Origin of the sequence: Muricauda sp. MAR_2010_75 (assembly GCF_000745185.1) — a bacterium.
Lineage (GTDB): Bacteria > Bacteroidota > Bacteroidia > Flavobacteriales > Flavobacteriaceae > Flagellimonas.
On sequence record NZ_JQNJ01000001.1, the window covers coordinates 3707709 to 3732952 of the forward strand.

General features: G+C 41.3%; 24 protein-coding genes. 9 read left to right on the forward strand and 15 right to left on the reverse strand.

All coding sequences use genetic code 11. From position 1 onward, the window contains the following. From FG28_RS16675 to FG28_RS16700, 6 genes are all read right to left on the reverse strand, one after another. Complete coding sequence (locus FG28_RS16675; protein WP_036386776.1) at nucleotides 1-888, reverse strand: carbon-nitrogen hydrolase; 888 nt, start codon at nucleotides 886-888, stop codon at nucleotides 1-3. Between the two features lie 103 nt (nucleotides 889-991). Continuing rightward, nucleotides 992-1588 (reverse strand): hypothetical protein, encoded by a 597-nt coding sequence (locus FG28_RS16680; protein ID WP_051947429.1) that lies wholly within the window; start codon nucleotides 1586-1588, stop codon nucleotides 992-994. A gap of 15 nt (nucleotides 1589-1603) precedes the next feature. Beyond that, on the reverse strand, nucleotides 1604-2923 hold the full coding sequence (locus tag FG28_RS16685; protein WP_036384797.1) for a serine hydrolase: 1320 nt from the start codon (nucleotides 2921-2923) through the stop codon (nucleotides 1604-1606). Between the two features lie 24 nt (nucleotides 2924-2947). Continuing rightward, a complete protein-coding gene (locus tag FG28_RS16690) occupies nucleotides 2948-4633 on the reverse strand; it encodes an amidohydrolase family protein (RefSeq protein ID WP_036384798.1) in 1686 nt (561 codons plus the stop codon). 115 nt (nucleotides 4634-4748) lie between these two features. Further along, nucleotides 4749-5972, reverse strand: coding sequence for a PorT family protein (locus FG28_RS16695; protein ID WP_036384799.1), 1224 nt, complete (start codon nucleotides 5970-5972; stop codon nucleotides 4749-4751). A 167-nt stretch (nucleotides 5973-6139) separates the two neighbouring features. After that, nucleotides 6140-8995 (reverse strand): glycosyl hydrolase 115 family protein, encoded by a 2856-nt coding sequence (locus FG28_RS16700; protein WP_036384800.1) that lies wholly within the window; start codon nucleotides 8993-8995, stop codon nucleotides 6140-6142. 259 nt (nucleotides 8996-9254) lie between these two features. Between FG28_RS16700 and FG28_RS16705 the strand changes: the two genes are divergently transcribed. Then, nucleotides 9255-9869 carry a SatD family protein gene (locus FG28_RS16705; protein ID WP_197062619.1) on the forward strand — a complete coding sequence of 205 codons (615 nt, stop codon included), beginning with the start codon at nucleotides 9255-9257 and terminating at the stop codon, nucleotides 9867-9869. After that, complete coding sequence (locus FG28_RS20250) at nucleotides 9862-10218, forward strand: hypothetical protein (protein WP_051947431.1); 357 nt, start codon at nucleotides 9862-9864, stop codon at nucleotides 10216-10218. The genes FG28_RS16705 and FG28_RS20250 overlap by 8 nt, the downstream gene beginning before the upstream one ends. Before the next feature lie 18 nt (nucleotides 10219-10236). Here the strand turns inward: FG28_RS20250 and FG28_RS16715 are convergent, their stop codons facing one another. The 4 genes from FG28_RS16715 to FG28_RS16730 all read right to left on the reverse strand — a co-directional run bounded on the left by FG28_RS16715 (nucleotide 10237) and on the right by FG28_RS16730 (nucleotide 14395). Then, nucleotides 10237-11406, reverse strand: a complete 1170-nt coding sequence (locus FG28_RS16715; protein ID WP_036384802.1) for a metallophosphoesterase — start codon at nucleotides 11404-11406, stop codon at nucleotides 10237-10239. A gap of 95 nt (nucleotides 11407-11501) precedes the next feature. Continuing rightward, complete coding sequence (locus FG28_RS16720) at nucleotides 11502-12713, reverse strand: DUF3500 domain-containing protein (RefSeq protein ID WP_036384803.1); 1212 nt, start codon at nucleotides 12711-12713, stop codon at nucleotides 11502-11504. Nucleotides 12714-12953: 240 nt separating this feature from the next. Beyond that, nucleotides 12954-13502 carry a cupin domain-containing protein gene (locus FG28_RS16725; RefSeq protein WP_036384804.1) on the reverse strand — a complete coding sequence of 183 codons (549 nt, stop codon included), beginning with the start codon at nucleotides 13500-13502 and terminating at the stop codon, nucleotides 12954-12956. A gap of 92 nt (nucleotides 13503-13594) precedes the next feature. Further along, nucleotides 13595-14395, reverse strand: a complete 801-nt coding sequence (locus tag FG28_RS16730) for a helix-turn-helix domain-containing protein (RefSeq protein ID WP_036384805.1) — start codon at nucleotides 14393-14395, stop codon at nucleotides 13595-13597. A gap of 98 nt (nucleotides 14396-14493) precedes the next feature. Between FG28_RS16730 and FG28_RS16735 the strand changes: the two genes are divergently transcribed. Then, complete coding sequence (locus tag FG28_RS16735) at nucleotides 14494-15336, forward strand: 1,4-dihydroxy-2-naphthoyl-CoA synthase (protein WP_036384812.1); 843 nt, start codon at nucleotides 14494-14496, stop codon at nucleotides 15334-15336. A 303-nt stretch (nucleotides 15337-15639) separates the two neighbouring features. Beyond that, complete coding sequence (locus FG28_RS20495; RefSeq protein ID WP_036384814.1) at nucleotides 15640-16071, forward strand: DM13 domain-containing protein; 432 nt, start codon at nucleotides 15640-15642, stop codon at nucleotides 16069-16071. On the opposite strand, the gene FG28_RS16745 is transcribed toward FG28_RS20495, so the two are convergent. Next, nucleotides 16072-17409 carry a serine hydrolase gene (locus FG28_RS16745; protein WP_036384816.1) on the reverse strand — a complete coding sequence of 446 codons (1338 nt, stop codon included), beginning with the start codon at nucleotides 17407-17409 and terminating at the stop codon, nucleotides 16072-16074. Between the two features lie 49 nt (nucleotides 17410-17458). On the opposite strand from FG28_RS16745, the gene FG28_RS16750 reads away from it, so the two are divergent. Together FG28_RS16750 and FG28_RS16755 are read left to right on the forward strand one after the other, a co-directional pair. Next, entirely contained in the window at nucleotides 17459-18331 is an 873-nt protein-coding gene (locus FG28_RS16750) for a pirin family protein (RefSeq protein WP_036384818.1), read from the forward strand. A 46-nt stretch (nucleotides 18332-18377) separates the two neighbouring features. After that, on the forward strand, nucleotides 18378-18779 hold the full coding sequence (locus FG28_RS16755) for a 3D domain-containing protein (RefSeq protein WP_036384822.1): 402 nt from the start codon (nucleotides 18378-18380) through the stop codon (nucleotides 18777-18779). Nucleotides 18780-18788: 9 nt separating this feature from the next. Here FG28_RS16755 and FG28_RS16760 read toward each other — a convergent pair whose 3' ends face one another. After that, a complete protein-coding gene (locus FG28_RS16760) occupies nucleotides 18789-19667 on the reverse strand; it encodes an esterase family protein (RefSeq protein ID WP_197062620.1) in 879 nt (292 codons plus the stop codon). 1 nt (nucleotide 19668) lies between these two features. Then, on the reverse strand, nucleotides 19669-20601 hold the full coding sequence (locus tag FG28_RS16765) for a PmoA family protein (protein WP_051947436.1): 933 nt from the start codon (nucleotides 20599-20601) through the stop codon (nucleotides 19669-19671). Between the two features lie 423 nt (nucleotides 20602-21024). On the opposite strand from FG28_RS16765, the gene FG28_RS16775 reads away from it, so the two are divergent. Together FG28_RS16775 and FG28_RS16780 are read left to right on the forward strand one after the other, a co-directional pair. Further along, complete coding sequence (locus tag FG28_RS16775; RefSeq protein ID WP_036384825.1) at nucleotides 21025-21705, forward strand: peptidoglycan recognition family protein; 681 nt, start codon at nucleotides 21025-21027, stop codon at nucleotides 21703-21705. Nucleotides 21706-21709: 4 nt separating this feature from the next. Continuing rightward, nucleotides 21710-23155, forward strand: coding sequence for a M14 family zinc carboxypeptidase (locus tag FG28_RS16780; protein WP_036384826.1), 1446 nt, complete (start codon nucleotides 21710-21712; stop codon nucleotides 23153-23155). Here the strand turns inward: FG28_RS16780 and FG28_RS20670 are convergent. Next, on the reverse strand, nucleotides 23152-23319 hold the full coding sequence (locus FG28_RS20670) for a hypothetical protein (RefSeq protein WP_156102307.1): 168 nt from the start codon (nucleotides 23317-23319) through the stop codon (nucleotides 23152-23154). The genes FG28_RS16780 and FG28_RS20670 overlap by 4 nt on opposite strands. A gap of 152 nt (nucleotides 23320-23471) precedes the next feature. Here FG28_RS20670 and FG28_RS16785 point away from each other — a divergent pair, with 152 nt between their 5' ends. After that, nucleotides 23472-24077 (forward strand): DUF1080 domain-containing protein, encoded by a 606-nt coding sequence (locus FG28_RS16785; RefSeq protein ID WP_036384827.1) that lies wholly within the window; start codon nucleotides 23472-23474, stop codon nucleotides 24075-24077. Nucleotides 24078-24267: 190 nt separating this feature from the next. Here the strand turns inward: FG28_RS16785 and FG28_RS16790 are convergent, their stop codons facing one another. Then, the gene (locus FG28_RS16790) at nucleotides 24268-25215 is read right to left on the reverse strand and encodes a DUF1080 domain-containing protein (protein WP_036384832.1); all 948 of its coding nucleotides are present in this window, start codon (nucleotides 25213-25215) and stop codon (nucleotides 24268-24270) included. Nucleotides 25216-25244 lie beyond the last annotated feature (29 nt).

A 25244-nucleotide genomic window follows, 5' to 3' on the forward strand; every position in this document is an offset into this window, starting at 1 on the left:
CTAGTCAATGGCTCGTTTGGTGATTCCGCCGTACATATCGATCCTGCGATCCCGCAAGAACGGCCAATTTTGACGCACATTTTCTTGAAGTTCCAAATCCACCTCAGCCATTAAAATTTCTTCTTTATCTTGAGAGGCTTGTGCCAAAATTTCCCCTTGCGGGCCACAAATAAAGGACGCCCCCCAAAACTGGATACCATCTGTATTGGGTAAATATTTTTCAAGACCGATTCGGTTGGCGGCGGCCACGTAGACTCCATTGGCCACGGCATGTCCTTTCATTACATTCATCCAAGCTCCTTGTTGATTGGCCCCAAATTCTTCTTTTTCTTTGGGATGCCAGCCAATGGCGGTAGGGTAGAAGAGCACCTCGGCACCTTGTAAAGCCGTCAATCGTGCTGCCTCAGGATACCACTGGTCCCAACAGATAAGGGTTCCAATGTTTCCTTTTTGGGTCGTAATGGTCTTAAATCCTAGGTCTCCCGGCGTGAAATAGAACTTTTCATAATAATGGGGGTCATCTGGGATGTGCATTTTGCGATAAAGGCCCGCTTCGGAACCATCGGCATCAATAATATAGGCACTGTTGTGATACACCCCGGCCATACGTTTTTCAAAGAAAGGCACAATGATTACCACTCCCAATTCCTTGGCCAATGCACTAAAGGCCTTGAAAGAGGTGCTGTAAAGTGGTTCTGCCAACGCAAAATTGTCCGTATCCTCGCTCTGACAGAAGTAATGACTGCTATATAGCTCTGGCAATGAGATGACCTCGGCACCTTTTTTGGCAGCTTCGCGCACCCATTCCATGCATTTTTTCAAATTATTTTCTGGAGTATCGTTAAGATTGAGTTGTACCACCGCAATGGTATACTTGTTCTTTTTCATGTTAAATTTTTCAATCAAGGTTTTTCGTAAAAACGCGATAAAGGTAAATTTTTTACCCTTTAGATTCGGACGTCTCATTTAAAATATAAGCAATAATATTTTATCACTTATCCATAGGTGAACTTGGTAGCAAAGATGGATTGTACTCGGCTCCTTTGGCCACTTGTATCATAGTAATCCGGACTTTGGTGGGGAAAAATTTCTCATGGTCGGCTCGCTTGTGGGCATGCCCTTCTCCACCGCTATCATCTTTGATGACCAAATCCATTTGTTTAATACCTTCCGACCAAACAATGGACCCGTTTTCCCAAAACTCGGTCATGGAAACATCCTTTTCATAGATGCCTTCATCTAAAAACAGATCAGTAGAGGTACAGCCATAGCCATTACCTTGTCCTCTATTGGGGATATAACACAAGGTCCATTTGGTGGGTTCTCTGCCTGGCGGCTTTTCCACAACTTCAAGTCGAATGTGAACTGTACCATTTCGATAATCCACTGGACTGGTCCAGTCTTTGGGAATATCTGGGTTTAATTTATCTCCAGTGACATAGTAGTGCGATTTACTTGGGGTGGAATTGTCCGCATCCGCTTTGGTATAGGTGAACTCCACATCAAAAAGCACAAATTGCTTTGCATCTGATTGCGCGCAAAAGACCATCGGGAACAAAAAACAAATAGATAAAAGATATGTTTTCATGAGTTGAATTTCAGCTTATTCTCTGGTGAAAGTAAAGTTTGCTCCACGCTGCTCAAAAGCCATTTTGTTTTCCTCGGGATTAAACTTCATCACAATACCTGCTGGACTAAACTCGAATTGATGCTCCGCAGTTGCTTCCAAAGGAAATGAAGGTTGTCCCGTGGCCTGTCCCATAAGTTGATTATCTTCCTTGGTGATATTGATCTTCAGTGGAAAACTGGATGAGGTATATGAACCAACATACTGCTCCAATGTTGCTGGGTCCACAGAATAGGAATTAAAGACGGGCATTTCAAAAGGTTTATTGTATACCGCGCTCAATAGGGCAATGGCGATATCGTTGGTATTCATATTGAAGCCATTGGAAGTCATTGCGAACGAAACCTTGCCGTCTGGTAAATACCCAAACAGAGACGAAAAACCATCAATACCTCCCGTATGCCCATAACTGATACGCTCATGGAATGGAAATCGGAACAGACCCAAACCATACCCATCTTGAATCGTTTCCATCATTTCCAATTGTTCTTGAGTAATGAGTTTTCCACCAAACAGGGCATCACTAAATTTTACGATATCCGTTGGAGTGGAAACTACCGCGCCAGCGCCAACAGGAATAGACATATCCGTATCCGTTTCCTTTTTCCATGTCCCATTATGCTTGTAAGAACTACATTCATTTCTGGCAATATCGATTACGCCGCCGACATAGGTATTGGATAATCCCAACGGTTGTGCAATGTATTCCTCAAGGAGTTGACCATAACTTTTTCCAAAACTCTTCTCCAAAATATAGGTCAACAGCACAAAATTAGAGTTGCTATATTCCGCTTTGCTTCCGGGTTCAAAGTCATTTCCTGCTTTTACGATGATATCCACCATTTGTTCTTCAGTTTGAGGACTGGTATTATACGTCATGTATGCTTCATCATTCGTGAAATTATGAATACCGCTACGATGTCCAAGCAAGTGCTTTATGCTAATGCTATCTGAATTGGTGATCTTAGGAAAGTATCGGTCAATGGTTTGGTCAAGGTTCAATTTACCTTCAGAAACTGCCTTAAAAGTCAAAACGGTAGAAAACGTTTTGGAAATGGACCCGATGCGGAAAATAGAAGACGCTTCGGCCACAGTTTCAGTTGATAGGTCACAATACCCCAAGGACCTTGTATACATCAATTCACCGCCCTTGGAAATGGCCACGCTGCCCATAAACTTATCGTTTGCTTCTAGAACATCGAAGTACTGGTCCAGTTTAGTTTTATCAAATTCTTGTGCAGTGCTGCATGAAATAAAAACCCAAAAAAAAGCCAGTACTACATAAATTGTTCTCATGATTCTTGTTTGTTTAAATAGATGTTAGTCTTTAGAAACATATCCAGGTCCGTGAACTACTTGTCCCGGTAACTCACCTGTATGTTCACCATCTTCCAATACTTGTGTGCCATTAACGAATACGTGCTTCACGCCCGTCGCATATTGGTGAGGTTCCTCAAAAGTGGCCTTATCTCGAATGGTATTAGGGTCGAAAAGCACCACATCTGCATAGTACCCTTCGGTGAGAGCGCCCCGTTTTTTGATTTTTAGATTGGTAGCGGGAAGGGTAGTGAGTTTATGAATCGCCTCTTCCATGGGAATGACCTTTTCGTCCCTAACATATTTTCCGAGTAACCGAGCCACGTTTCCGTATGCCCTGGGGTGTGTACTGGACTTGAGAAAAACACCCTCTGTCGCCAAAGAGCCCCCATCGGAACCAAAACTCATCCACGGGAGTGCAATTTGTTTTTTGACATTTTCCTCAGACATTAAAAAGTAAATGGTTCCTACTCGACTGCCATCCTGAATCACCAAGTCCATAGCAGTTTCCTCGGGCGAAAGACCTCGCATTTCAGCCACTTGGGCAAGTGTTTTTCCTGTGAGATATTTTAAGGTGTCGTTTTTAAACCCTGCCAATAAAATTTTACTGGGGTCACCTGCGGCTTGCATCAAGCTTTCCCATTCGTCTGTGGGCGTACGCATTTCTTCCATCACTTTCTTGCGGATGGCCGGGTCTTGCAATCGCTCCGCCCATTTCTCATAACCACCTTCCTGGACCCAGGGCGGCATGGAGGCGTCCAAACCGGTTGCCCCAGCAACATAGTTGTACATATTTGCTGTAATTTTCAAACCTGCGGCTCTAGCAGAGTCCACTTTTTTCACAACCACATCAAATTTGCGCCAATTCTCTTTTCCACTTTGTTTTAGGTGATAAATTTCAGCCCGTATGCCGGCTTCATCTGCAATCTGGATCAACTCATCCAAACTTTCCAAAAGTTGGGAGCCTTCACTTCGGATGTGACTAATATACATACCATCATATTCAGCGGCCACTTTGCAGAGTTCTATTAGTTCTTCGGTGTTGGAATAAAAGGCAGGAGCGTATATCAAGGATGAGCCCACACCAAGCGCCCCTTCCTCCATGGCTTGTTTTACCATGAGCTTCATGGAATCCATTTCTTGGGGGGTAGGAGCACGGTTCTCATAACCCACGGTGTGCACCCGAAGGGTGGTAGCCCCTACAAAAGAAGCCACATTTGGAGATACCCCCTTGCCGGTCAAGTATTCCAGATACTCGTTCAAAGTGGTCCATTCAATATTAAACTTAATATCTCCCTGACTTTCCTTTTCTTCCTTTTTCATGGAATCGTTCAAAGGTCCCATAGACCAACCTTCACCAAATACCTCTAGAGTGACCCCTTGTTTAATATCACTCATAGATCGACCATCCTCAATAAGGGATTCCACAGCCCAGCTCAGCATATTGATAAACCCTGGGGCAACCACCAAACCCGACGCATCGATTTCTTTTGTGCCGGTTGCATTTTCAAAATTACCAATGACGGCAATGGTATCGGCATTGATTCCAATGTCCCCAACATAAGAAGCTTCCCCTGAGCCGTCCATGATTGTGCCATTTTTTATTAGGACATCAAAGTTTTGAGATTGCTTGCAACTGGATACCGCAATCAGGAAAACGAGAAGAAAAAGTAGTAGGATTGGCTTCATAGCTGGGTTATTTAGTGTAAGATAACCAAGTTATGAAATTTTGTCAAAGCATCATGACGCCAAGTTAGTTTACTTTCGGAAGCCTTAATTTCAAGAAAATGAGACCGGTTCTGTACTAAAACAAGGTAAATCCAGCTATAACAGAAAACGCCTGGTAATCAGAACTCCATGATGGATAACCATTTAAAACATCACGACTTGTCATATATCTAAATTCAAGACTGTACCTATCCCTATATATATAACCCAAACCAAAGGCCGCGTTATTTCTGGTCTCAATTTCCAAAGAGTCAAATGTGGAACCATCAGTCCTAATAAATTCTATGGAAGAGCTGGAATTGAAGTCAAGTACATAGGCAGCATTAATGAAAATCTTGGAATTATCGTCAAGGAAGAAATAATACCGAACACCTATAGGCAATTCTATGGATTTGTAATCGGCCTCTACATTAAGTTGACCGTTGACTGCAAAATCAACTTCAATTGTTTCTTGCGATTTAAAATTCTGATACGTTGGTTCAACTATAATGCCCCACTTGTTCTTGTTGAAGGGTAAGATAAACTCAGCCTCAATGCCAAAACCAAAACCTAATTCATTTCCAAAACTGGTGTCCCTGGAATCCGATACTGAATTTTGAATATCCAATGAAGCATTTACAAGTCGAGGTCGCAGGGTTAAATTGAACAAATCTTCCTTTTGGATTGGCTCATAATTCACAATATCTGAATTGACACAACTGTTATAGTCCATAAAAAATCTGATCAAACTCTTTTTTTTGTACGCTACCCCATCAATAGAATTCCTGGTGATAGTAGAACACACCAAATCTGAAAGCAGTTGTTGTTTGAATTGATTATTGGTCGCTATATCACCCCCTGAAGTCTTGTATCTTTTATGAATAAGTTGAACAATTTCAGAATTACCTTGACTGTAGAAATACCGTTTTAGATTTCCATCTTCATAATAGTAAAGACTTGCATTTCCTTCAATCAAGACCTTTAAAAAAAGCTGCTCCTCATTCAATATTGGGCTTTTTTGATCACTTAAATCACTTACCGCATTGCTTGATCTATCTATTTTGACGGTAGCCCTTATAAATTTTGAATTATTGTAAACCCCAAATTCTTTTACCGCAGCTATATCTTGGGTTTGAATTTCACCATCCTCCGTCATTTTATATCGAAAATTGCTGGGATTATTTTTCCAATCATCATTTTTGATGAAACATTCTGTTTTTTGATTTCCATTGGTAATAAAATAGCCTTTTTCAAAAGAAATTTGCGAATAGCCGTTGATCATAACCATTGCAACCAAAAGAAATAGTAGTTGTTTTCTCATTTTTGAGGTTGTAAAAAATGTTTTGGTTTTGCTTAGAGGGACAAATCAAAATATCCGATGACCCCTACGATAAAACTCAATCATTTTTGTTTCTTTAACAAAAGATTTCGTTCAAAAGTATAAGTTAATTATTAACAGAATGGGATAATCGTTCGTATTGCAGTAAGTTAATCTACCTTAAAACTTTCAGGTGGCCCCAAATAGCTGGGCCGTAATCCACCAAGATCAATCACAAACTTTTGAAAAACAACCCCTGGGTCCACCATCCAGATTTTTAGGGTATGCTTTCCCGGTTTTAAAGACGTATGTTCCGTGCGCTTTTTCTTGATATGATCTGTAACGGAATTGTTCCACCAGTCCGGGTATTCCCAATCGGGTTGGGTCTCGCCCTCGTGCATGTTCACTATCTGTGGTGCTTCATCATCAATGGCGATGGCATATTTGAGTCCTTCATTTTTCTTATAGTTCAGCGTAGGGGAGAGGTAGGTCTCCACCGCGATTTCTGTTTCATTAAAAACGGTAAAAGCATAGGTCACGGAAGGTGCACTTTTAGGGGATTGTGGTTCAGCATTGGCTGGCTCCACCATGATTGATGAATCAGTCCTGCCCAAATTGGGCACAACCGCCCAATGAATGTCTTTAGTGTCTTTCTTTTCGAAGAAATGTGCGGCGTTAATGGAAATGACTCCATTATTTTCCACAAAGCCAACGGCTTGCGGTATATCATTTCGGATAGGTACATTAACCATATATTCCCTTCCTGCTCCAGAGATGATAATCTCGCTGGATGCATTTCCTTGGGGTGCTTTTTCCCAATCTATGCTGACAAACACCTTTTCCTCAAACTTAACCTCACCCGAAGCGGAAGATAGTTCCACCCAATCATCTTTTGGGGTAAGGGTATAGCTCAATTCTTTTTCTCCTTGATTGAAGATTTCCAAATAGTAGCTTTGGTCATTTATCGAGTCGAAAGTAGAAAAGGTTTGACCAAACAATCCAGCGGTGTTCCAACGCGTTCGAGGTGCGTGTTCCACCACATACCCCAGCGCAGCATTGGGATTATTCTGAAGGTAGGACACCGCAGGCATTGTATTGTATTGCGGGTTATTCCAACTGGTATATCCAATATGGGTCTGGGCCATCATGTGGTTCCATTTTCCATTTTCGAGCTCCTCATGAAATTCTTTGGTTAGTTCTTCATCTTTGAAAAACAGTTCTTTTACTTTTTCGGCATATTGGTTTGTGGATGCCCTTCCTTGTTGTGCATACAAAGCATTCTTTCCGGCAGCTATATACATTTCGTTCAAGTTGCTGCACAATTCCACAGGAGAGAGCACCAATTGGTAAAATGCTGATTTATATCGCTCAGGTAGCTTATTATAAATGGTCTGACTTTTCTCTACCAGAGTTTTATAATCCTTGACAATGGTTTCCGCTTCGCGATAATTGGAAAGACTGTACGTGTCAGGTTTTAGCATCTCAGGGGTTCGGCGGGCATTGTATTTGGTGTAGAGGGATAAAATTTCAGCAATTTCTTCGGAATGTTCATCACCAAATTGCGCTTTGGCCCAGTTTACGTAATAGTTGGGAAGGTCTTTAGCCCGAATGGCATCGGTATTCCAGGCAAAATCCAAGAAAAAACTGATGGGAAGCTCCATGGGCTTTAAATCCCCCACATTTACGATCCATAGATCTTTAACACCCCATTCGTAGGACAAGTTCATCTGCTCCCAAACCCGTTCCAACTGGGTTACATTGAGCCATCGGTAGGATACAGGACCTCCAACGAAATCAAAATGATAATACATTCCATACCCACCTTTGTGGTCCAAATCCTCTTTCTTCGGAAGAATGCGGACGTTGCCCCAATTGTCATCGCAATACAGCACTAAAATATCATCATCTACCCGTAAGCCTTTGTCATAATAATCCTGAACCTCTTTGTAAATGGCCCAGACCTGTGGGGTTTCTTCGGCGGGTTTTCCGGTTACCGCTGCGATGATGTCACGCTGGTCGGCAATAATGGTTTTGAGCAAGTCCACAGCCGTTTCTTCGGACATGGCCTCATCGCCATCACCCCGCATACCCAGGGTAACCACACTTTCATAATCGCCCATTCGCTCAATACCCTCACGCCAAAATTCCTGTAAATTTTCTTTGTTGGTCTCGTAGTTCCATGCACCTTCTCCATAGCGACTCCATTCATCATGGGCACGCATCATAGGTTCATGGTGACTTGTGGACATTACAATGCCGTATTCGTCTGCCAAGCGTACATTCTCAGGGTCATCGTCAGCGAAGGCAGTCGGTTGCCACATGGCTGGCCACAAATAATTGGCCTTGTTCCGCAATAAAAGTTCAAACACCTTTTCATAAAATTGATGGTTGAAACCTCCAAAAGTTTCTTCCGCCCAGCCCCGTAATGCAGGGGCCTCATCATTCAGGAAAATACCACGATATTTCACTGATGGTGCCTTGGAAACATATTCTCCTTTATGCACATAAATGGCCTCCCGTTGTTTGGCTGGGACATCGGCCCAATAATGCCACGGAGAGACCCCAATTTCTTGGGAAAGTGAAAATACACCGTAAGCTGTTCCACGTTTATCGCTTCCGGCAATGACCAAGGCCTGGGATACCCCAGGGTAGGGATTCTTAACAATCTGCATTATAAATCGTTCCCATTGCCCTTGGATAGAATTCACTCCAATCTTTTTAGATGCAATTAGCCCGTCAATAAACTCACTTTGACCAATAGTTCCTATAATGACCACGTTTTCATTAAGAGATGTACCTGAAGTTGTAGATTCAGGTTTTTTTCCGGTTACTTTTTCAATATCGCTGGCAAGAAATGATGCCGCTCTATGAATCAATACTTCATCTGAAGCATCATACAAAATAGTTGCCGTTGAATTTTCACTTACCAAAGGAAATTGCTGCTTGTTTTCCCTAGTGCTGCTGACCTGCAGCTGTGCAATGGACAAAAGGGGCAATAGCAGAAACCCCAAGAATAATTTTCTCATTTTTATGTGACTGATATGAACCTATTTAGACAACAGGTTTAGTTTGCTGTTCGAATATACGCAATCGATTGCGTAAATCAATAGCGGTAGAAAGAAAATTTACACATCTTTTGCCAAAAGCCTCAAACTGAATTTTAAAACCAACACCTGTTTTTATTTCCAATAAATGGAAATTTAGTATATTGTTTCCATAAAAAGGAAATAAATAGATTTGTTTCCGAAAAACAGAAACAGTATGTCAACAAATTATCACATAATAATGGCAGATATTATCTCAAGTCGTCAAATTAACAAAAAAGATGACTTTATGAGGCAATTTAAAGTGCTTACCAATTTAGCTAACCAAGAGTTTAAAAACCACATCATTTCACCATTAACTATTACGCTTGGCGATGAATTTCAAGGTGTTGTTGATAGTAGCGAAACTCTTTTCAAGCTTTTATTTTTTTTAGATGAAAGTATTATAGCCACTAAATATTCTTTTGAGCTCCGGTATTCTATGGTTTATGGGGAAATAGAAACAGAAATCAACAAAAAAATCGCATATGAAATGTATGGCTCTGGACTTACCAAAGCTCGAGAGGCCTTAAAAAATGTAAAACTTTCCGGGGACAACTATTTTATCAGTTTAAACCAGAAAACAGATAATCAACTAAGTTTATGTATGAAATTGTACCAGTCAATAAAATCAGAATGGAAATTGTCTGAATTTGAAATTGTATCGGCCTTCTTAAATAACAATGATTATAAAGATTTAAAAAGGATGGGGCTTTATAAAACAAGATCAGGGGCATGGAAAAAAGGGAAATCACTGCGCATAAATGAATACAACATTATAAAACAACTAATTTTCAATATCATAGATAATGAATGACATTAAATATAAAATCCTTTACTGGGTAATTGTTGAAGCTTTTCTAATTATCATCTTTTATGCTGTTTCAAAATGGTTGAACCCAAAAAACCCAAGTAAAAATTTTGAAGAAAAATTCACTTCATGGCTTAAAGGTTTTTTAGAAAGAATGTTTCTTGTGTTCTTATTATTGACAAATTTTCAAGGAGCGACATTGATTTTATTCGGTGCAATAAAACTAGGTACCCGGTTGGACAGTGATAAGGAGAAAAAAATTAGCAACGACTATTTTGTTGTGGGAAACTTTGTGTCGATTGCAGGTGCAATAATCACTTATTTGCTGTTCAAAGAGATATTTACATTTCATTGAATTTACTAAAAGACAGGCCTAGGGTGATTTAAAATCCAATGGTGTGAATATGCTGGAAACTATCTGCCCTTCCTTTACCTCATAAACCGTAAAACCAGATTTCATTTTAAATCCATTGTATTCAAATTCATCTGGGCGTGTAATGGCGGATGTTTGCACAAATCTAGTTTCGTCACCCATAATTTGCCCTTCTTGTGCGGAATGGTAATGCCCAGACAGGGCTAAGGGATAGGGGTGGTTACCGATACGCTTTTTTACGTCTTCAAAGTTGTACACGATATGGCGATGTTCCAATTTTCCATCTTGTTCCAACAATTGAGGCCCATAGAAAATGTGGTTGTCATACTCTTGAAATGAAAATCCCGGAGAAACAAAGGGAATGTGATTGAACGTCACAACGGGAGTCTCGTCAGGAAGGTGCTTTAAATCATTTTCCAGCCATTGCAACTGAATGGAATCCACACCTCCAAAATAATAGAGGTTTTGATAATCAACCCCATCTACTGCCACAAAATGGATACCCCCGTAATTAAAGGAATAATAATCTGGACCCAAAAAGTGTCGATACATCCCTTTACCGTACAATGGATGTTCCGAGCTTACCAAAGATTTATCCCGTTCAATCCCAAAAAGTTCATGATTCCCTACCGAACTGTACACCGGAACCTTTAATTTCTTGATCTCCTGAAGGTACATTTTGTAGTAATTGCTGGCTGTTTCTTCATTCACTCGCAATGCATCACGAATCAAATCCCCGGTCACAATCACAAAATCCACGCCAATGGAATCCACCATTTCTCTGAATCGAGCCATTCGTGGAAGGTTAAGGGAGTCCACATGGGTATCGGAAGCATGAATGAATCTGAAATTGTTCTGATCTTTGGTTTTTGATAGTGGAAAATTGACTTTTTCAGCCTTGGGATAATAAAACTTCCCTGAAAATCCAGTGGGCTGTGAAACAAGAACATATGGAAAACCAGATGTTGATTTTAATGAATAGGCCCCATTTGTATCCGTTACCGCCACATGCAATTGATCAGAAACCACAACACCCGCAATTCCTTTTTCTTTGGATTCTTTGATGCCATTGCCATTGGCGTCCTCAAAAACCACACCTGTGATGCCCTTGCTTTGGGCAAAAATTAGAGTAGAAATACAAAGCACCAAAAGAGTTAACGAAGTTTTCATAACGTTTTCCAGGTTTGTCCTCAGGGAAGATACTGAAGTTTTTTTGATCTTATTATCAGGAAAAACCCATATCCTGAAAGGACAACGACCCCATCCTATTTCTGATGATGTTTCTCTATATGCTGTTTCAACAAATCCTTCCCATAATCATTTCCATTTGGGGTCCTAACTATGGTATGGATATGGTTTCTTGTGGGATTCTTATGATCGGAATTGGGCACACCAACGGCTATCTGGTGATCAAATTCAATCAAAACCACTGGGCTGTGAATTCGATAATAAAATACCGCATCCTCATTTGTTTCTCCAACCCATGCAAACCAAGTTTCATCCCAGTATTCCAGTATTTCCTCCATTTTAATCTGCTGATGGCCCTCCCTTATGTTGGAGATGTATTGAAAGATCAGTTCAAGTAATTTTTCTTTTTTTGATTCTGACAATCGGCCAACATTTAGCCCTTCGTAATTTAGGGTAAGATTGTCCTTGTTTGCTTCTGCCGCAATGTTGTTTCCTTTTTTGATGTTTGATATCTCGGCCATTTGTTGTTCATCATCAGCTAGAGACAGCATAAATGATAAACCCAAATTCTGCTCATCTTGAAACAATGTGTTACCCTCATATTTCCCTGAAGTTGTTAGTACTGGCTCAGCTCCCATAAAAACAGGTGACATCACTATTTGATCCCCCAGCACAAAATAATTGATGACCAAATGATGACCATCCAATTGCCAGCCCCAAGGTTCGGTTTGGGACGGTTGCCCCATAATGGTAAAAAAATAGAGTTCCTCATCGTAATCAGCCAAATCATTGTTAAGCTCCCTTAAAGTCTGGTCCGTTTTCATGATATCTCTACTGAGTTGGAGTCCCTTTGCACTCAGGGAAGTTTGCATTAAATGAAAAGCCGCCTCCTTCTGCTCGGCATTCATTGCCTTTAAACTGATGCCCTGTCGATCATAAATACCATTGTCAACATTGGACCATTTACGCCACTCTTCATTATCAATGGAAAAGGTTGTTGATTTTAATTGCGCTGCGGTTAATTTTTCCAAAAAACCTTTTGCTGCATCAACAATGGGCTGGGTGGACACGTTCGTGGCCTTAATGGGAAAAAGGTCGCTATACCCCTGATGCTCACTAAAGATGCCTTTATAGGTTTCCTTGAGTGCATTTTGCTCCATTTTTAAGAAGTGTTCCTTTACCGGATCAAGTGTTGCATCTTCAGTTGGTCTTTGCTGAACTGTTTCGGTATCTCGCCCTTCCTTACAACTCAACGTTAGTGCAAGAACACATAGGAATACATATCTCATGGTTGAAAAATAAACTCAATGTAAGCTATTTTAATCCCATTTGCCAAATTAAGTTCATACAGCTTTATTTGGGAACGCTAATTTCCGAATTGACAAAACGGGAGCCAAAGCTAAGCTTTGTGTTTTAACTTATTTTCCATGAAACGTAAATGCATAGCTTAGGGGTAATTGAACCCCCAGTTTTTCAGCTTCGTAACACTGCCCACATTACTTACATGTACCCCATATGGGTGGCAGCATTTATTTCACAAATGAGATACCGTGATTCCCACAAATCTTGGAGACTTTTTCAAAATTAGGCGGACCGGGAGGTAATTCAGCTAATTCCTCAAACATTTTTTCTATTCCGGAGGGGAAAGCACTTGTAATCATTTTTGCTTTTTCTGTCCCAACTACTTTCCAAGAATGAGGTAGGTTTTTCGGTGCAAATGCAGTATCCCCTGCCTCTAAAACTACCGTTTTTCCATTGACCATTATCTCTACTTGACCTTTGATCACCCTAAAAATCTCGTCTTCATTTGTATGTATGTGAGGCGGAATACCAACACCGGGTTCTACATTATCTACCCATTCCGTTATCTGGTCGTTGGTATCACTTCCTGTTAATTTGTGCGTTTGAATGTCGCCAATGACATTTAACACTTCCCCTTCGTTGTCTTTAATAATCTTTGAGTATTGGTCAAGATTGTTGTTCTTGTCTTCAATTTGGGTATTTCCAAAGACCATACCTGGCATAATGGAAACTCCAAATCCAATGCCCGCTGTTTTAATAAACTTTTTTCTATTCATACTACTGTGTGTTTTGTGAGCACGTAAAGTTATTGGGGCAATAGGTCAGAACACTTAGAAAAACACGGTATTTCAGTAGAATTTAGGGAGAATCATTCTTTTCTTACCTGTGATGGGGTCTTTCCTGTTTGTTTTTTAAAGTAGTAGCTAAAATATTCGGGGGAACTGAAGCCCATACCATAGGCTATTTCTTTTACTGTTTTGTCGGTGAACTTTAATTCCCTCCTGGCGCACATTGTCAATTGCTCATCAATAAGGTGTTTCGCACTTGTACCCAATACCTCTTTCACACATTCGTGTAAGTATTTATCAGAAATATTGAGTTTCCGGGCATATTCGCCCACTTCATGGAACTCAGAAAAGTGTTCGTTTATTGCTTTTTTGAATTTATATACAAGAACAGATTTTGCATTATTTTGATCAATTGATGATTTTATATTGCACTTTCCGTCAATATAGACAAAGAAAGTGCTGATTAATGAAAGTATGGCGCTCTCTTTATGTTTGAGATTGGTGCTGATCAATTCGTCAAGCATTTCAAGAATTGCCTGTATGCGTATTTCAATTCCGGGCGCCAAGTTCACTTTGGGTATTTGCTCCGTATTAAAAACCCTTACTTCATTGATGTGTAGATTTTTAAACAAGGGATCTTCCAAAATGTTTTTAGGAAGGTATAGTACGTACCCTGAAGAAATTGAAGTGTCCTTGCGTATTATTTTCCATTTAAAATTCGGTTTCAGGAAATAAACCGCACTCACAATGTTTTCGTACAAAGTGTTGTCTATTGTAATGCTTTGCACAGCATCCTTTATCCAAAGAACTGAATAAAAGTCGCCTTCCTGGCTTGTTACGGTTCTATTTGTAAGTCGTGATATTTTTATGTTTCTGGTCATTCTGATATAACGGCAAGGCTTAAAGATATGATTCGTTTTAATAAATGGCAATGATTGGGATTTTCCGTTATTTTGTGATTACATCAAATAATCATAACATGAAATCACCCAACTGGCAGACTGCCATGGAATTTGAGGATATTACCTATAAAAAATGTAACGGCGTGGCCCGCATTGCTTTTAACCGACCAGATGTGCGCAACGCCTTTCGACCCAAAACCACCAGTGAACTCTACAAGGCTTTTTACGATGCGCAAGAGGATACCTCCATCGGCGTGGTGTTGCTTTCTGGCGAGGGACCGTCCAGCAAAGATGGAAAATGGGCCTTTTGCAGTGGTGGTGACCAAAAGGCTAGGGGGCACAAAGGTTATGTGGGCGATGATGGTTACCACCGCCTCAACATTCTCGAAGTGCAACGCCTTATCCGCTTTATGCCCAAAGTGGTCATTGCCGTGGTGCCTGGTTGGGCCGTTGGGGGAGGGCATAGTTTGCATGTAGTCTGCGATATGACTTTGGCCAGTAAGGAACACGCCATTTTTAAACAAACCGATGCGGATGTGACCAGTTTTGATGGTGGATATGGGTCCGCCTATTTGGCAAAAATGGTAGGACAGAAAAAAGCGCGTGAGATTTTCTTTTTAGGCCGAAATTACTCCGCCCAAGAAGCTTTTGAAATGGGAATGGTAAATGCCGTTGTTTCCCATAACGAATTGGAAGACACCGCCTATCTATGGGCGCAAGAAGTGTTGGCCAAGTCGCCAACGTCCATTAAAATGCTCAAGTTTGCCATGAACCTTACCGATGATGGCATGGTAGGGCAGCAGGTTTTTGCTGGGGAAGCCACACGTTTGGCCTATATGACCGAGGAAGCCAAAGAAGGAAGAAATGCCTTTTTGGAGAAACGAAAACCTAACTTCGGAAAAAACAAATGGATTCCGTAATTCAATTGACAGATTTCAATTAACAATGAAAAACAATTGGTGTAATTCGTGCAATTAGTGTCCAACTAAGAATTACAAAAGGCTGTAAACCAAAAAGAGCCTTGCCACTTGGGTCAAGACTCTTTTACGAGAACACTATATGAAAATGAAAAAATTACTTTCTATTTTAATTACATTGTAAATTTACCACCAGACTCCCCACAAATGAAATTATTGTTGTGAAACCACTCATAGTTGTGGCGTTGGGAAGCGTTTTTGTAAGTCATCCGGTTTTTTTGCGACTCAACCAGAAATACCAACACCATGAAAATCAATTTTATAGCACTAATTTTTAGTGTACTTCTTGTTTCATGCTCCTCATCTTCCGGTTCAGAGGATATGGTACCTGAAATGGATGGAACCCCAATGGAAGGAGAAATGGAAACACAATCCACTCTAATGGGTGAATTTGTAAATGCTGCCCATCCTACCATGGGAAAAGTAACGGTAAACGAAGAACACACTTCTTTGTTCATCACCGATTTTAAATCTGATGATGGCCCCTTACTTGAAATGTATCTCTCTACAGATTTGGAAGCCACCAATTATATTTCTCTGGGAGAATTAAAAGGTCTCGAAGGCAACTTCAACTATACTATCCCCAATGGTGAGACCCTGGATTTTACCGAATACAAGTATTTAATGGTTTGGTGTGTTGACTTTTCAGTCAATTTTGGGCATGCTGTTTTAGAGTGATTATTCACCAATGGCATCTACTACAGCTTTCAATACCCGATTCACATCAAATTCCGGCTCCTCTGCGAGACCCGTCCGTACCACAACCAAATCCTTGGAAGGAATCACAAACACATATTGCCCCTGATATCCGTTGCAGGAAAACAGGTCTTTGGGCACATCGGGATATTTTCCTTCTGCATTCAGCCAAAAGTGTGCACCATAAGTGCCATTGGAATGTTGGGTAGGGGTAGTGATGTAATCCACCCATTCCGAATCAAAGATTTGCTCCCCGTTCCAAGCGCCTCTATCCAAATACAATTGGCCAAAGCGTGCCCAATCCCGTGTGCTCGCCCAAGAGTATGAAGAACCCACATAGTTTCCGGCAATATCAGCCTCCAAGACCATGGAATACATGCCTATTTTATCAATCAAAGCGGAATAGGGAAAGTCTAAATACTCTTGATGGCTTCGAAATTGCTGCCGAAGAATCCCGGAAAGCAAATTGGTGGTTCCTGAGGAGTAATTCCAAATTTCGGTAGGCTTGGCTATGGCTTCCTTTTCTTTCTGCATTTGGGTCATATCGCTATCCAAGAACAGCATCTTGGTCACATCCGATATGCCGCTATAGTCTTCATCCCATTCCAGTCCGCTTTGCATACGCAGCAAATGGTTCAGGGTGATGTCCTTCCGTTCATCATCCTTCCAATCGGCAATTGGCGCGGGCCAGTCCATTTCCAATTTTCCTTGATGTTCCAAAATTCCGAAACAGGTGGCCAATACACTTTTGGTCATGGACCACCCCAAAATGGGCGTGTCTTTATCAAATCCATCAATATATTTCTCTGCGAGTAAATGACCTTTATATAGAATCAAGAAAGTTCGTGTTTTCTGTACCTCAGGATTGGCAAAGGCCACTGCCAAGGCTTGATTGATTTGGTCCATATCAACCTCAGCGAAAATGGAATCTACTGGTGCTGCTTGCCCGTATGGATATGGAATCGTATCCATGGGTTTGGTTCTTTGGGGTCGAATGGTAAGCCTGCTCGGATCGTAATCATCATTAATGAGAACAGTTCCCAACCCATCACGATATACCGCGGTTCGTTCCATGAGGCCATACACTGTGGAAGAAGCTGATTCCTCCGCTTTGTTCACTTCGGTTGTTGCCAATTCCACCAAAGGGACATTGTTGTCATTCAGATTCATGGAAGCTTCAGAACGGCCTGCGACGTAGACTCCAGAGGCCACATTTTTGGCCGCATAGCCAGAGATGATATTCAATTTGGGATAATTCAGGTAAACCACCACTCCAATTACAAGCAATAGGAGCAGTAAAATGCGCTTAAGTAGTTTCATGGTTTTGGATTTGTCGTAACTTTCTGCATCTAAATATAAACATAAAACTATGTCCAACATTGGATTGATCATAGAAGAACGCAGCAGGGATATTGGGGATTTTTTAGTAGGCCGACTTATCCCTTTTCGAAAGAAACGAATGATAGGCCCATTCATTTTTATTGACCATATGGGCCCCACGGAACTCGGCCCAGCTAGATATATGGACGTGAACCAGCACCCCCATTTGGGACTTTCCACCTTGACCTTTATGTTGGATGGTGAAATTATGCATGAGGACAGTTTGGGGACCCAACAGCGCATCAAACCCGGTTCTGTAAACTGGATGACGGCTGGAAAAGGGGTTACCCATACCGAACGGACCCCAGGGGATATGCGTGATGGAACACTATTCACGGCCCATGGCTATCAAATTTGGGTGGCTTTACCGAAGGAATTGGAAGAAATGGAACCCCAGTTTCATCATATTGATGGAGCCGACTTACCGAAATGGAAGGAGGATACCGCTGAATTCACTTTAGTAGCAGGCAAAGGTTATGGAAAGGAATCTCCGGTACCCGTACATTCCGAATTATTTATGGTGGAAGTGAAAAACGAAGAAACATATTCATTGAACGTGAACGGAAAACTGAAAGGCGAAATCGGTATTTGTATTGTGGAAGGTAGTATTGAGGCTTGCGGAGAAGTGGTCGACAAAGGAAATATTTTGGTCTCCAAAGTGGAAGACACTTGTAACATCATTTTGCAACCGAATACCCATCTTTTGCTGTTTGGTGGCGAACCTTTTCCAGAGGAACGACATATTTATTGGAATTTTGTGTCTTCCAACAAGGACAAAATTGAAGCAGCCAAAGAGGCATGGCGCAACAAAACCTTCCCCATGATGGAAAATGATGACACCTATGTACCGCTGCCTGAGTAAACCTAAGAAATATGTATCTTTAGGAATCAACCATTCATAACGCCTATTGAAGAAATTACTCTTTTCTATCATCGTAGTGGTTTCGTGTACCCAACAAAAACCTGTTCAAAAACCCACTCATGAATGGATAGGGCATGAGGTGACCGCATCGGCCTATAATTCGGTTTTTTGGCAGACAGATAGCATCAACCCTTCTGTGGCGGCTTGGGGAGATACGTTACAACCAGGTATGAAGTGTATTGCCGTATCCCGAGATCTCATTAAAATGGGATTGAAACACAACACCATGGTGAAAATCGACACCTTTCCTGACACCTTTTATGTAAAGGACAAAATGCATCACCGCTGGCGCAACCGTATAGACATCTATATGGGTAAGGATGTAAAAAAAGCTAGGGAATGGGGGCGAAAAAAGCTTATGATTTGCTATGCCGTCCCCATTGAATAATTTTTGATTTCACTCCTGGTTGGGGGCCACATCACTCCATAGCCATTCTAGGGACTCCGGCAATATAGATCCTGCATGACCGCCATCATGACCACCGGTCCCAGGCACAAACTTGTAGTCATACCCTTTAAACTTTAAGGCGGAATCCATCTGAAGGTTGGCCAACCACCAATTTCCAAATTGATTGTCCAGATCGTTGGAACCATCTTGCATAAACACTTTAATGTCTTTGGGTTCATTCTTTCGAATCATTGGGGGATAATTATGCCCTCCCCGGATATCGGTAAAACTTCCAATATGACTCATGACTTTTTGAAAACGATTGGTGTGGAACCAAGCCACAGAAAATGCACAGATTCCGCCCGAAGAAAGGCCACAAACAGCGTTCATTTTAGGGTCTTCTGAAATTCGATAGTTTTTTTTAAGTTCTGGAATCAATTCTTGAAGTAGAAAATCACCATAGGTTCCAGAAACTTCATCATATTCAACGCTTCTGTTGGTCACGCGCCATGGGCTCTCCGCCTCCGGTGCATCCTTATCGTGGCCAGGATTAATGAACAGTCCAATGGTGATCGGCATTTTTTGCTGGGCAATCAGGTTATCAAAAACCGTGGGGACCCTGTAATCACCTTCCAAATCCACGTAGGCATGTCCATCCTGAAAAACCATCAGGGCAGCTTCGGAAGTACCATCGTACTGAGCGGGCACATAAACATAATAATCCCGAATGGTGTTTGGGAAAATTGTACTCTCCCACACTTTTTTAACCATCGTTCCTTTAGGAACGTCTTTCTGTACCAGTGAATTTGGCCCAAGCTCATACACCTCTTGGGCGTTCATGAAAAAGCAGGTCAATACACCAAGGGCAAAGCTGATTCTAGTTTTCATTTTATTGTTGATTATACGAGTTCCATAAACTTTTTGCTTGGGTTTCATCCATCTCACCATCAAAAACCACAATCCGGTATTGTAACTTGTAGGTGTTTCCCGCTTTCAGCACCCAGTCTTTGGTCTTGATGGGACACACATTTACAAAAATGTAACCGTCATGCATTTCTTTGGGCCAAATCCGTAGCGGTTCAGGATGATTGTAATTGTTGGGATTTGACATCAGCAAAAACCCACCGTACCCATCTCCCAATTCCCCTTGCACCAAACACCATTTGGCCAGTGAACCGTCCACATTTTCACGGGTTATGCCTTCAGAAGTCAGGATTTCACTGTTGGCATCCGTCCATTCCTTAGTAGTCCTGATGGAAAAACCGCCATAGCGGTATTCCATAAGTTCAAAATCACTTCCGGTAGTTTGATATTCAATAGTAACATCCAAGACATACGCTTTATCATTCAACTCGGTTATCTTCACAGTTTGGATTTCGTTGAGTGCAACTTTTTCGGGAAGATGTTTTAACACCACATGCTCATGATGTGCACTGAAGGTATTGTCCCCAATTTTTTTAAACTCCTTGAACCGTACCGTGCCCTGTTTTTCGCCAATATTCCAAAAATCGATGGTATCGCCCTCATAAACCACGCGTGTCCACGGGTTCCACACGCCAAAATGATGGTAATGGTCTTCTGGGTGTATGGTCGTTATGGTATGACCGCCCAGAGTCTTGAGCGGATGGATAAACCCGCTACGGTGAAAAGCGGAATCAACCCCTTCAGGTGGTGGCATGGTTTTATATCGATAGGAAAGCACATCATTATCCGAAATGGACAGGACCAAATTTTCAGATTCTTTTCGGGATGCATATGGATTTTTGCTGCAAGAAGCCATCAAAATGAATGTAACTGCAGCAAGGAAAAAGAAATATTTCATGGTCGATTATTGTTGGTTTGAGTAGAGAGAGTTTAAAAAAATTATTTGGCGTAGTACATAAACCAGATAATCCACCATGCCACAAAAATCAATGGGCAGAGCACTGAATTTCCAAAAAACAATTTTGAGATGCTCACTTTCTTCAATACAAAAAAGAGAAATCCAATCAGAATATTTAATACAAATAAGAAAATTGCAATGCTCAGCGTGTTAAACAAGGCTATTTTTTCTGGCTGCTTTAGAAAAAACCAAAGTCCAATACCCACCATTTGTAAAACGAAAAATAGGATCCCAAAATTCATCAATTTTCTATAATGCATATTGAATGGATTTTGAGTTTCCTGTCCAAGCTTTTCCATACCTTTAAAGATATAAATAAAAACAATTCGCGCTCCAATCTTCAATTTTAGGCTACATTTGAGCATGGTTCCATTTCAATTCTTCTGCAAAAAAATAGGGCTTGGAGTGCTTTTTGGCGTTGTGTTCATTTCTTGCAGTGTTCAAAAAGAGATTGTGGACATTCCTATAATTTTTGATGAGCAACGGATTGAATTGACCAAGGAATATTTGGCACAACGCTACGGGTTGGAGCAGGACACCACCACCATTGTTCCCAAAATGATTGTGTTGCACTGGACGGCGATTCCAACATTGAAAAAGTCTTTTGCCGCCTTTAATAGGTCAACCCTGCCCAACTGGCGCCCGGATTTGGAAAATGTAAGTGGATTGAACGTTTCCTCCCATTTTTTGGTAGACCGTGACGGTACTATTTATCGGTTGATGCCAGAAACCGTAATGGCTCGACACACCATTGGATTAAACCACTGTGCTATTGGTATTGAAAATGTGGGTGGTACAGAAGGTTTTTCCTTGACCCGAAAGCAACTGAAGTCAAACATTTTTTTGGTAAAGTATCTCGCTTCAAAATATAACATTGAATATGTAATTGGCCACCAAGAATACACCCAGTTTGAAGGGCATCCGTTATGGCTGGAGGTAGATGATGGCTACCGCACCACAAAGACGGACCCCGGCATGGATTTCATGAAAAAAGTGCGAAAAGCAACGAAAAAATTTAACTTTAAACCCGTTCCAACAAAATAGAACTATGCTCAAAAGACTGCTTCCTATCCTCATGCTATTGCTGACACTTTCCATAAAAGGTCAAGACCCCATTACTTCCAGGCTGTACGAAACCTATGAAAAGTATAAGGAACCATCTTTGGGAGAACGCCGCATAAAACATCATGAAATACAGCCCTTAATTCAGCAATTTAAGGCCAATCCAAAGTTTGAGGTGCAGAAAGTAGGGGAGTCCATTGAAGGACGGGATTTGAGTCTCATCAGTATTGGAAATGGGGACATCAATGTGTTTTTATGGTCGCAAATGCATGGGAACGAACCTACGGCCACCCAAGCCATTTTTGACATTCTCCATTTTTTGGATGCACCGGATTTTGAGGAAGAAAAACAAGAAATCCTTTCCAAATTAAAATTGCACTTTTTGCCGATGGTCAATCCAGATGGGGCAGAGGTGTTCCAACGCAGAAACGCACTGGGTATCGATATCAACCGAGATGCATTGCGGTTACAATCGCCCGAAGGGCGTGCCTTAAAACGAATTCGGGATAGTTTGGATGCTGATTTTGGTTTCAACCTTCATGACCAAAGCACCTATTATAATGCTGAACTAACGGACAAACCGGCCACGATTTCCTATTTGGCCACAGCCTTTAACTATGAAAAAGACATTAATGAGGTACGGGCCAATGCCATGAAGGTGATTGTGTACATGAACAAAATCATCCAAAACTATGCGCCAGGGCAAGTCGGCAGATATAGTGACGATTTTGAACCGCGTGCTTTTGGCGATAACATTGCCAAATGGGGTACCAGCCTTATTTTGATTGAATCGGGCGGGTACACCAATGATCCCGAGAAGCAAGAAATTCGGAAACTCAATTATGTTTCCATTCTTTCAGCCTTGTACACCATTGCCAATGGCAGTTACAAGAATATTCCTGTGGAAGATTACGAGAAAATACCCCATAACGACCGCAAGTTGTTCGATTTGAAGATTAAAAACGTCACCTATGAACTTTTGGGGAAGGATTACATCTTGGATTTGGGTATTTTCAGAAATGAAATTGACCTAAAAGGGCACAATGATTTTTATTACAAAAGTGTGGTTGATGACCAGGGCGACCTTTCCACATTTTATGGGTATGAAACGTTTGATGCCTCAGGATATACCATTGTACCACCAAAAGTGGCCAATTTGGGTAATAATCAGAATCCGAAAGACCTTTTGCAACAAGGTGTTGCTTATGTGAAAACCATGCTTCCAGATAATGGATTTTCCGTAAATCAACCCGTTCATAAAACCAGTTTGACTTTTAAACTCAACACCTTCAACCTGCAACCCGGGGTGAATCCCACATTTTTTCTGGAAAAAGAAGGAAAAATAACCCACGCGGTCATCAATGGGTTTTTGCTGGACTTGTCCAAACCGCTTGACGAACAAAAATTCGGAAACGCCCTGATTTATCGCTAGTAGCCGTAATGAAACGTAATGCTGGAACCGTGAAGAATCAGAACGGTCAGCATGGTCAGCAAGACGCAGACAATTGAAGCAAATAGGGAAAGTACCACACTTTTAAATCCATTGGAAAATGGACCTATGGCACTGTTGTCGATAATTTCTTTTACTACATCCATCACATTTCATTTTAAGTTCAACTTTTCTTTCGGTCATTAGGATGTTTTTAGTTGTCGTCTGTATACTATAAACAACTATCGGTCTAAAAACCCTACGTTTTGGACGCTATCCCCAAGATTTCCCGTATTTTTTTGCCCAGATTTATACAATTATGAAAAAACTGATTTTAACAACACTACTTCTAGTGGCCGTGCAATGGATATCGGCACAGGAAACAACCATTGATTTGTTCAACGGTGAAAATTTGAACGGATGGGTCAACCACGGCGAAGAAAAATGGTTCGTAGAAAATGGCGAGCTTATCTGTGAAAGTGGTCCCAAAGCCCAATATGGGTATTTATCCACCGAAGACTTTTATGATGATTTTGAATTGACCTTGGAATTCAAGCAAGAAGCGGATGGGAATAGCGGTGTTTTTATCCGCTCCACTTTTGAAGGCACCAAAGTAAGTGGTTGGCAAGTGGAAGTAGCCCCTCCAGGAAAAGATACTGGAGGTATTTATGAATCCTATGGACGTGGCTGGTTGATAAAACCGGACCCTGAAAAAGACAAGGCCCTTAAAATGGGGGAGTGGAACACTTTAAAGATTCGGGCTGAAGGTCCCAATATCACCTCTTGGCTCAACGGTACCGAAATGGTCCATTTGGAGGATGAAAAAATTGGCGAAGGCAAAGGAGCCATAGCACTTCAAATTCATGATGGTGGTGGTATTCGGGTAAAATGGCGGAATATTAAGATTACCCCTTTGAAAAATTAATAAAAACGACAGTCTGAAATCTAGTAACTGTGTCATTCTGAATTCATTTCAGAATCTCATCATGTTGATACAAAACCGCATGAGAACCTGAAACAAGTTCAGGTTGACGGAAATCTATCTTTTAGACTGTCTCCCTTTATAGTTTAGGGCTACATAGTTAATAATGCAAAGTCACCACGACAGGTAAGTCTTATTTTTTCAAGGGGGTCACCACAAAACTTTTGTACTCTATAGGGCCATGATCTCCTTGAACCATGAAAGGCCCTGGTTCGCCCTCTTTGCTATCCAAAGCACCACCTGTTATTCCGGGAATGGTGGCATCGTTGATGACTGTTTTGCCATTAAGTACCACAGTCACCCGTCGCCCAATTAAGGTGATGTCATAGGTTTGCCATTCACCCGCAGGTTTGGAGGCATTTTCATTGGGTTCCAAGAATCCGTAGATACCGCCCAAGTAAATATCCAGAGGCTCCAAGCCTTCACTGTCTACAATTTGTACCTCATATCTTCCACGAAGGTAAATTCCACTATTGCTACCTTTTGGATATCGGAATTCCACATGCAACTTAAAATCTTGGAATTTTTCATCGGTAATTAAGTTGGAACCGGATTCTGGGCTTGTCAATATACCATCTTTTACTACCCATTGGTTCTTTTCGCCATCTATATGCCATCCTGATAAATCTTTTCCGTTGAAAATGTCAATTGGTTTATCCCATTTCGGATTTTCAGTGTAAGCCAAGTCAGGTGCTTTTACTCCGCTCCATTCAGCAATGGAACCATCGGTATAAATCATGGTTCCACTGAGTTTGCCATCGGCCAGTTCACCATGGAATATCATATCACTTCCTTTAGGCTCCCATTGGTTGGGAATGCTGAAGGTAAATTTGTTATCGCCAAAGGTTTCTACTTCAGCAATGGGGCGAGCACTGCCAAAGGCGAATACAAATCGACCTATCAAAGTAGCGTTTCCAGAATGCCGTATTTCCAGCCACGACGGAACGGTTTGGCCATTGAATTCCATTTCCAAATCCCATCGTCCTTCCAAAGGACTAATGTGTTGAGAGTATGACTTAACAGTCATTCCCAAAATACATGCAAAAAGAAAAAGATGTAGCAGTTTTGCTTTGATAATCATAGTTTGCTATTTAGTTGGCATCCAAGATA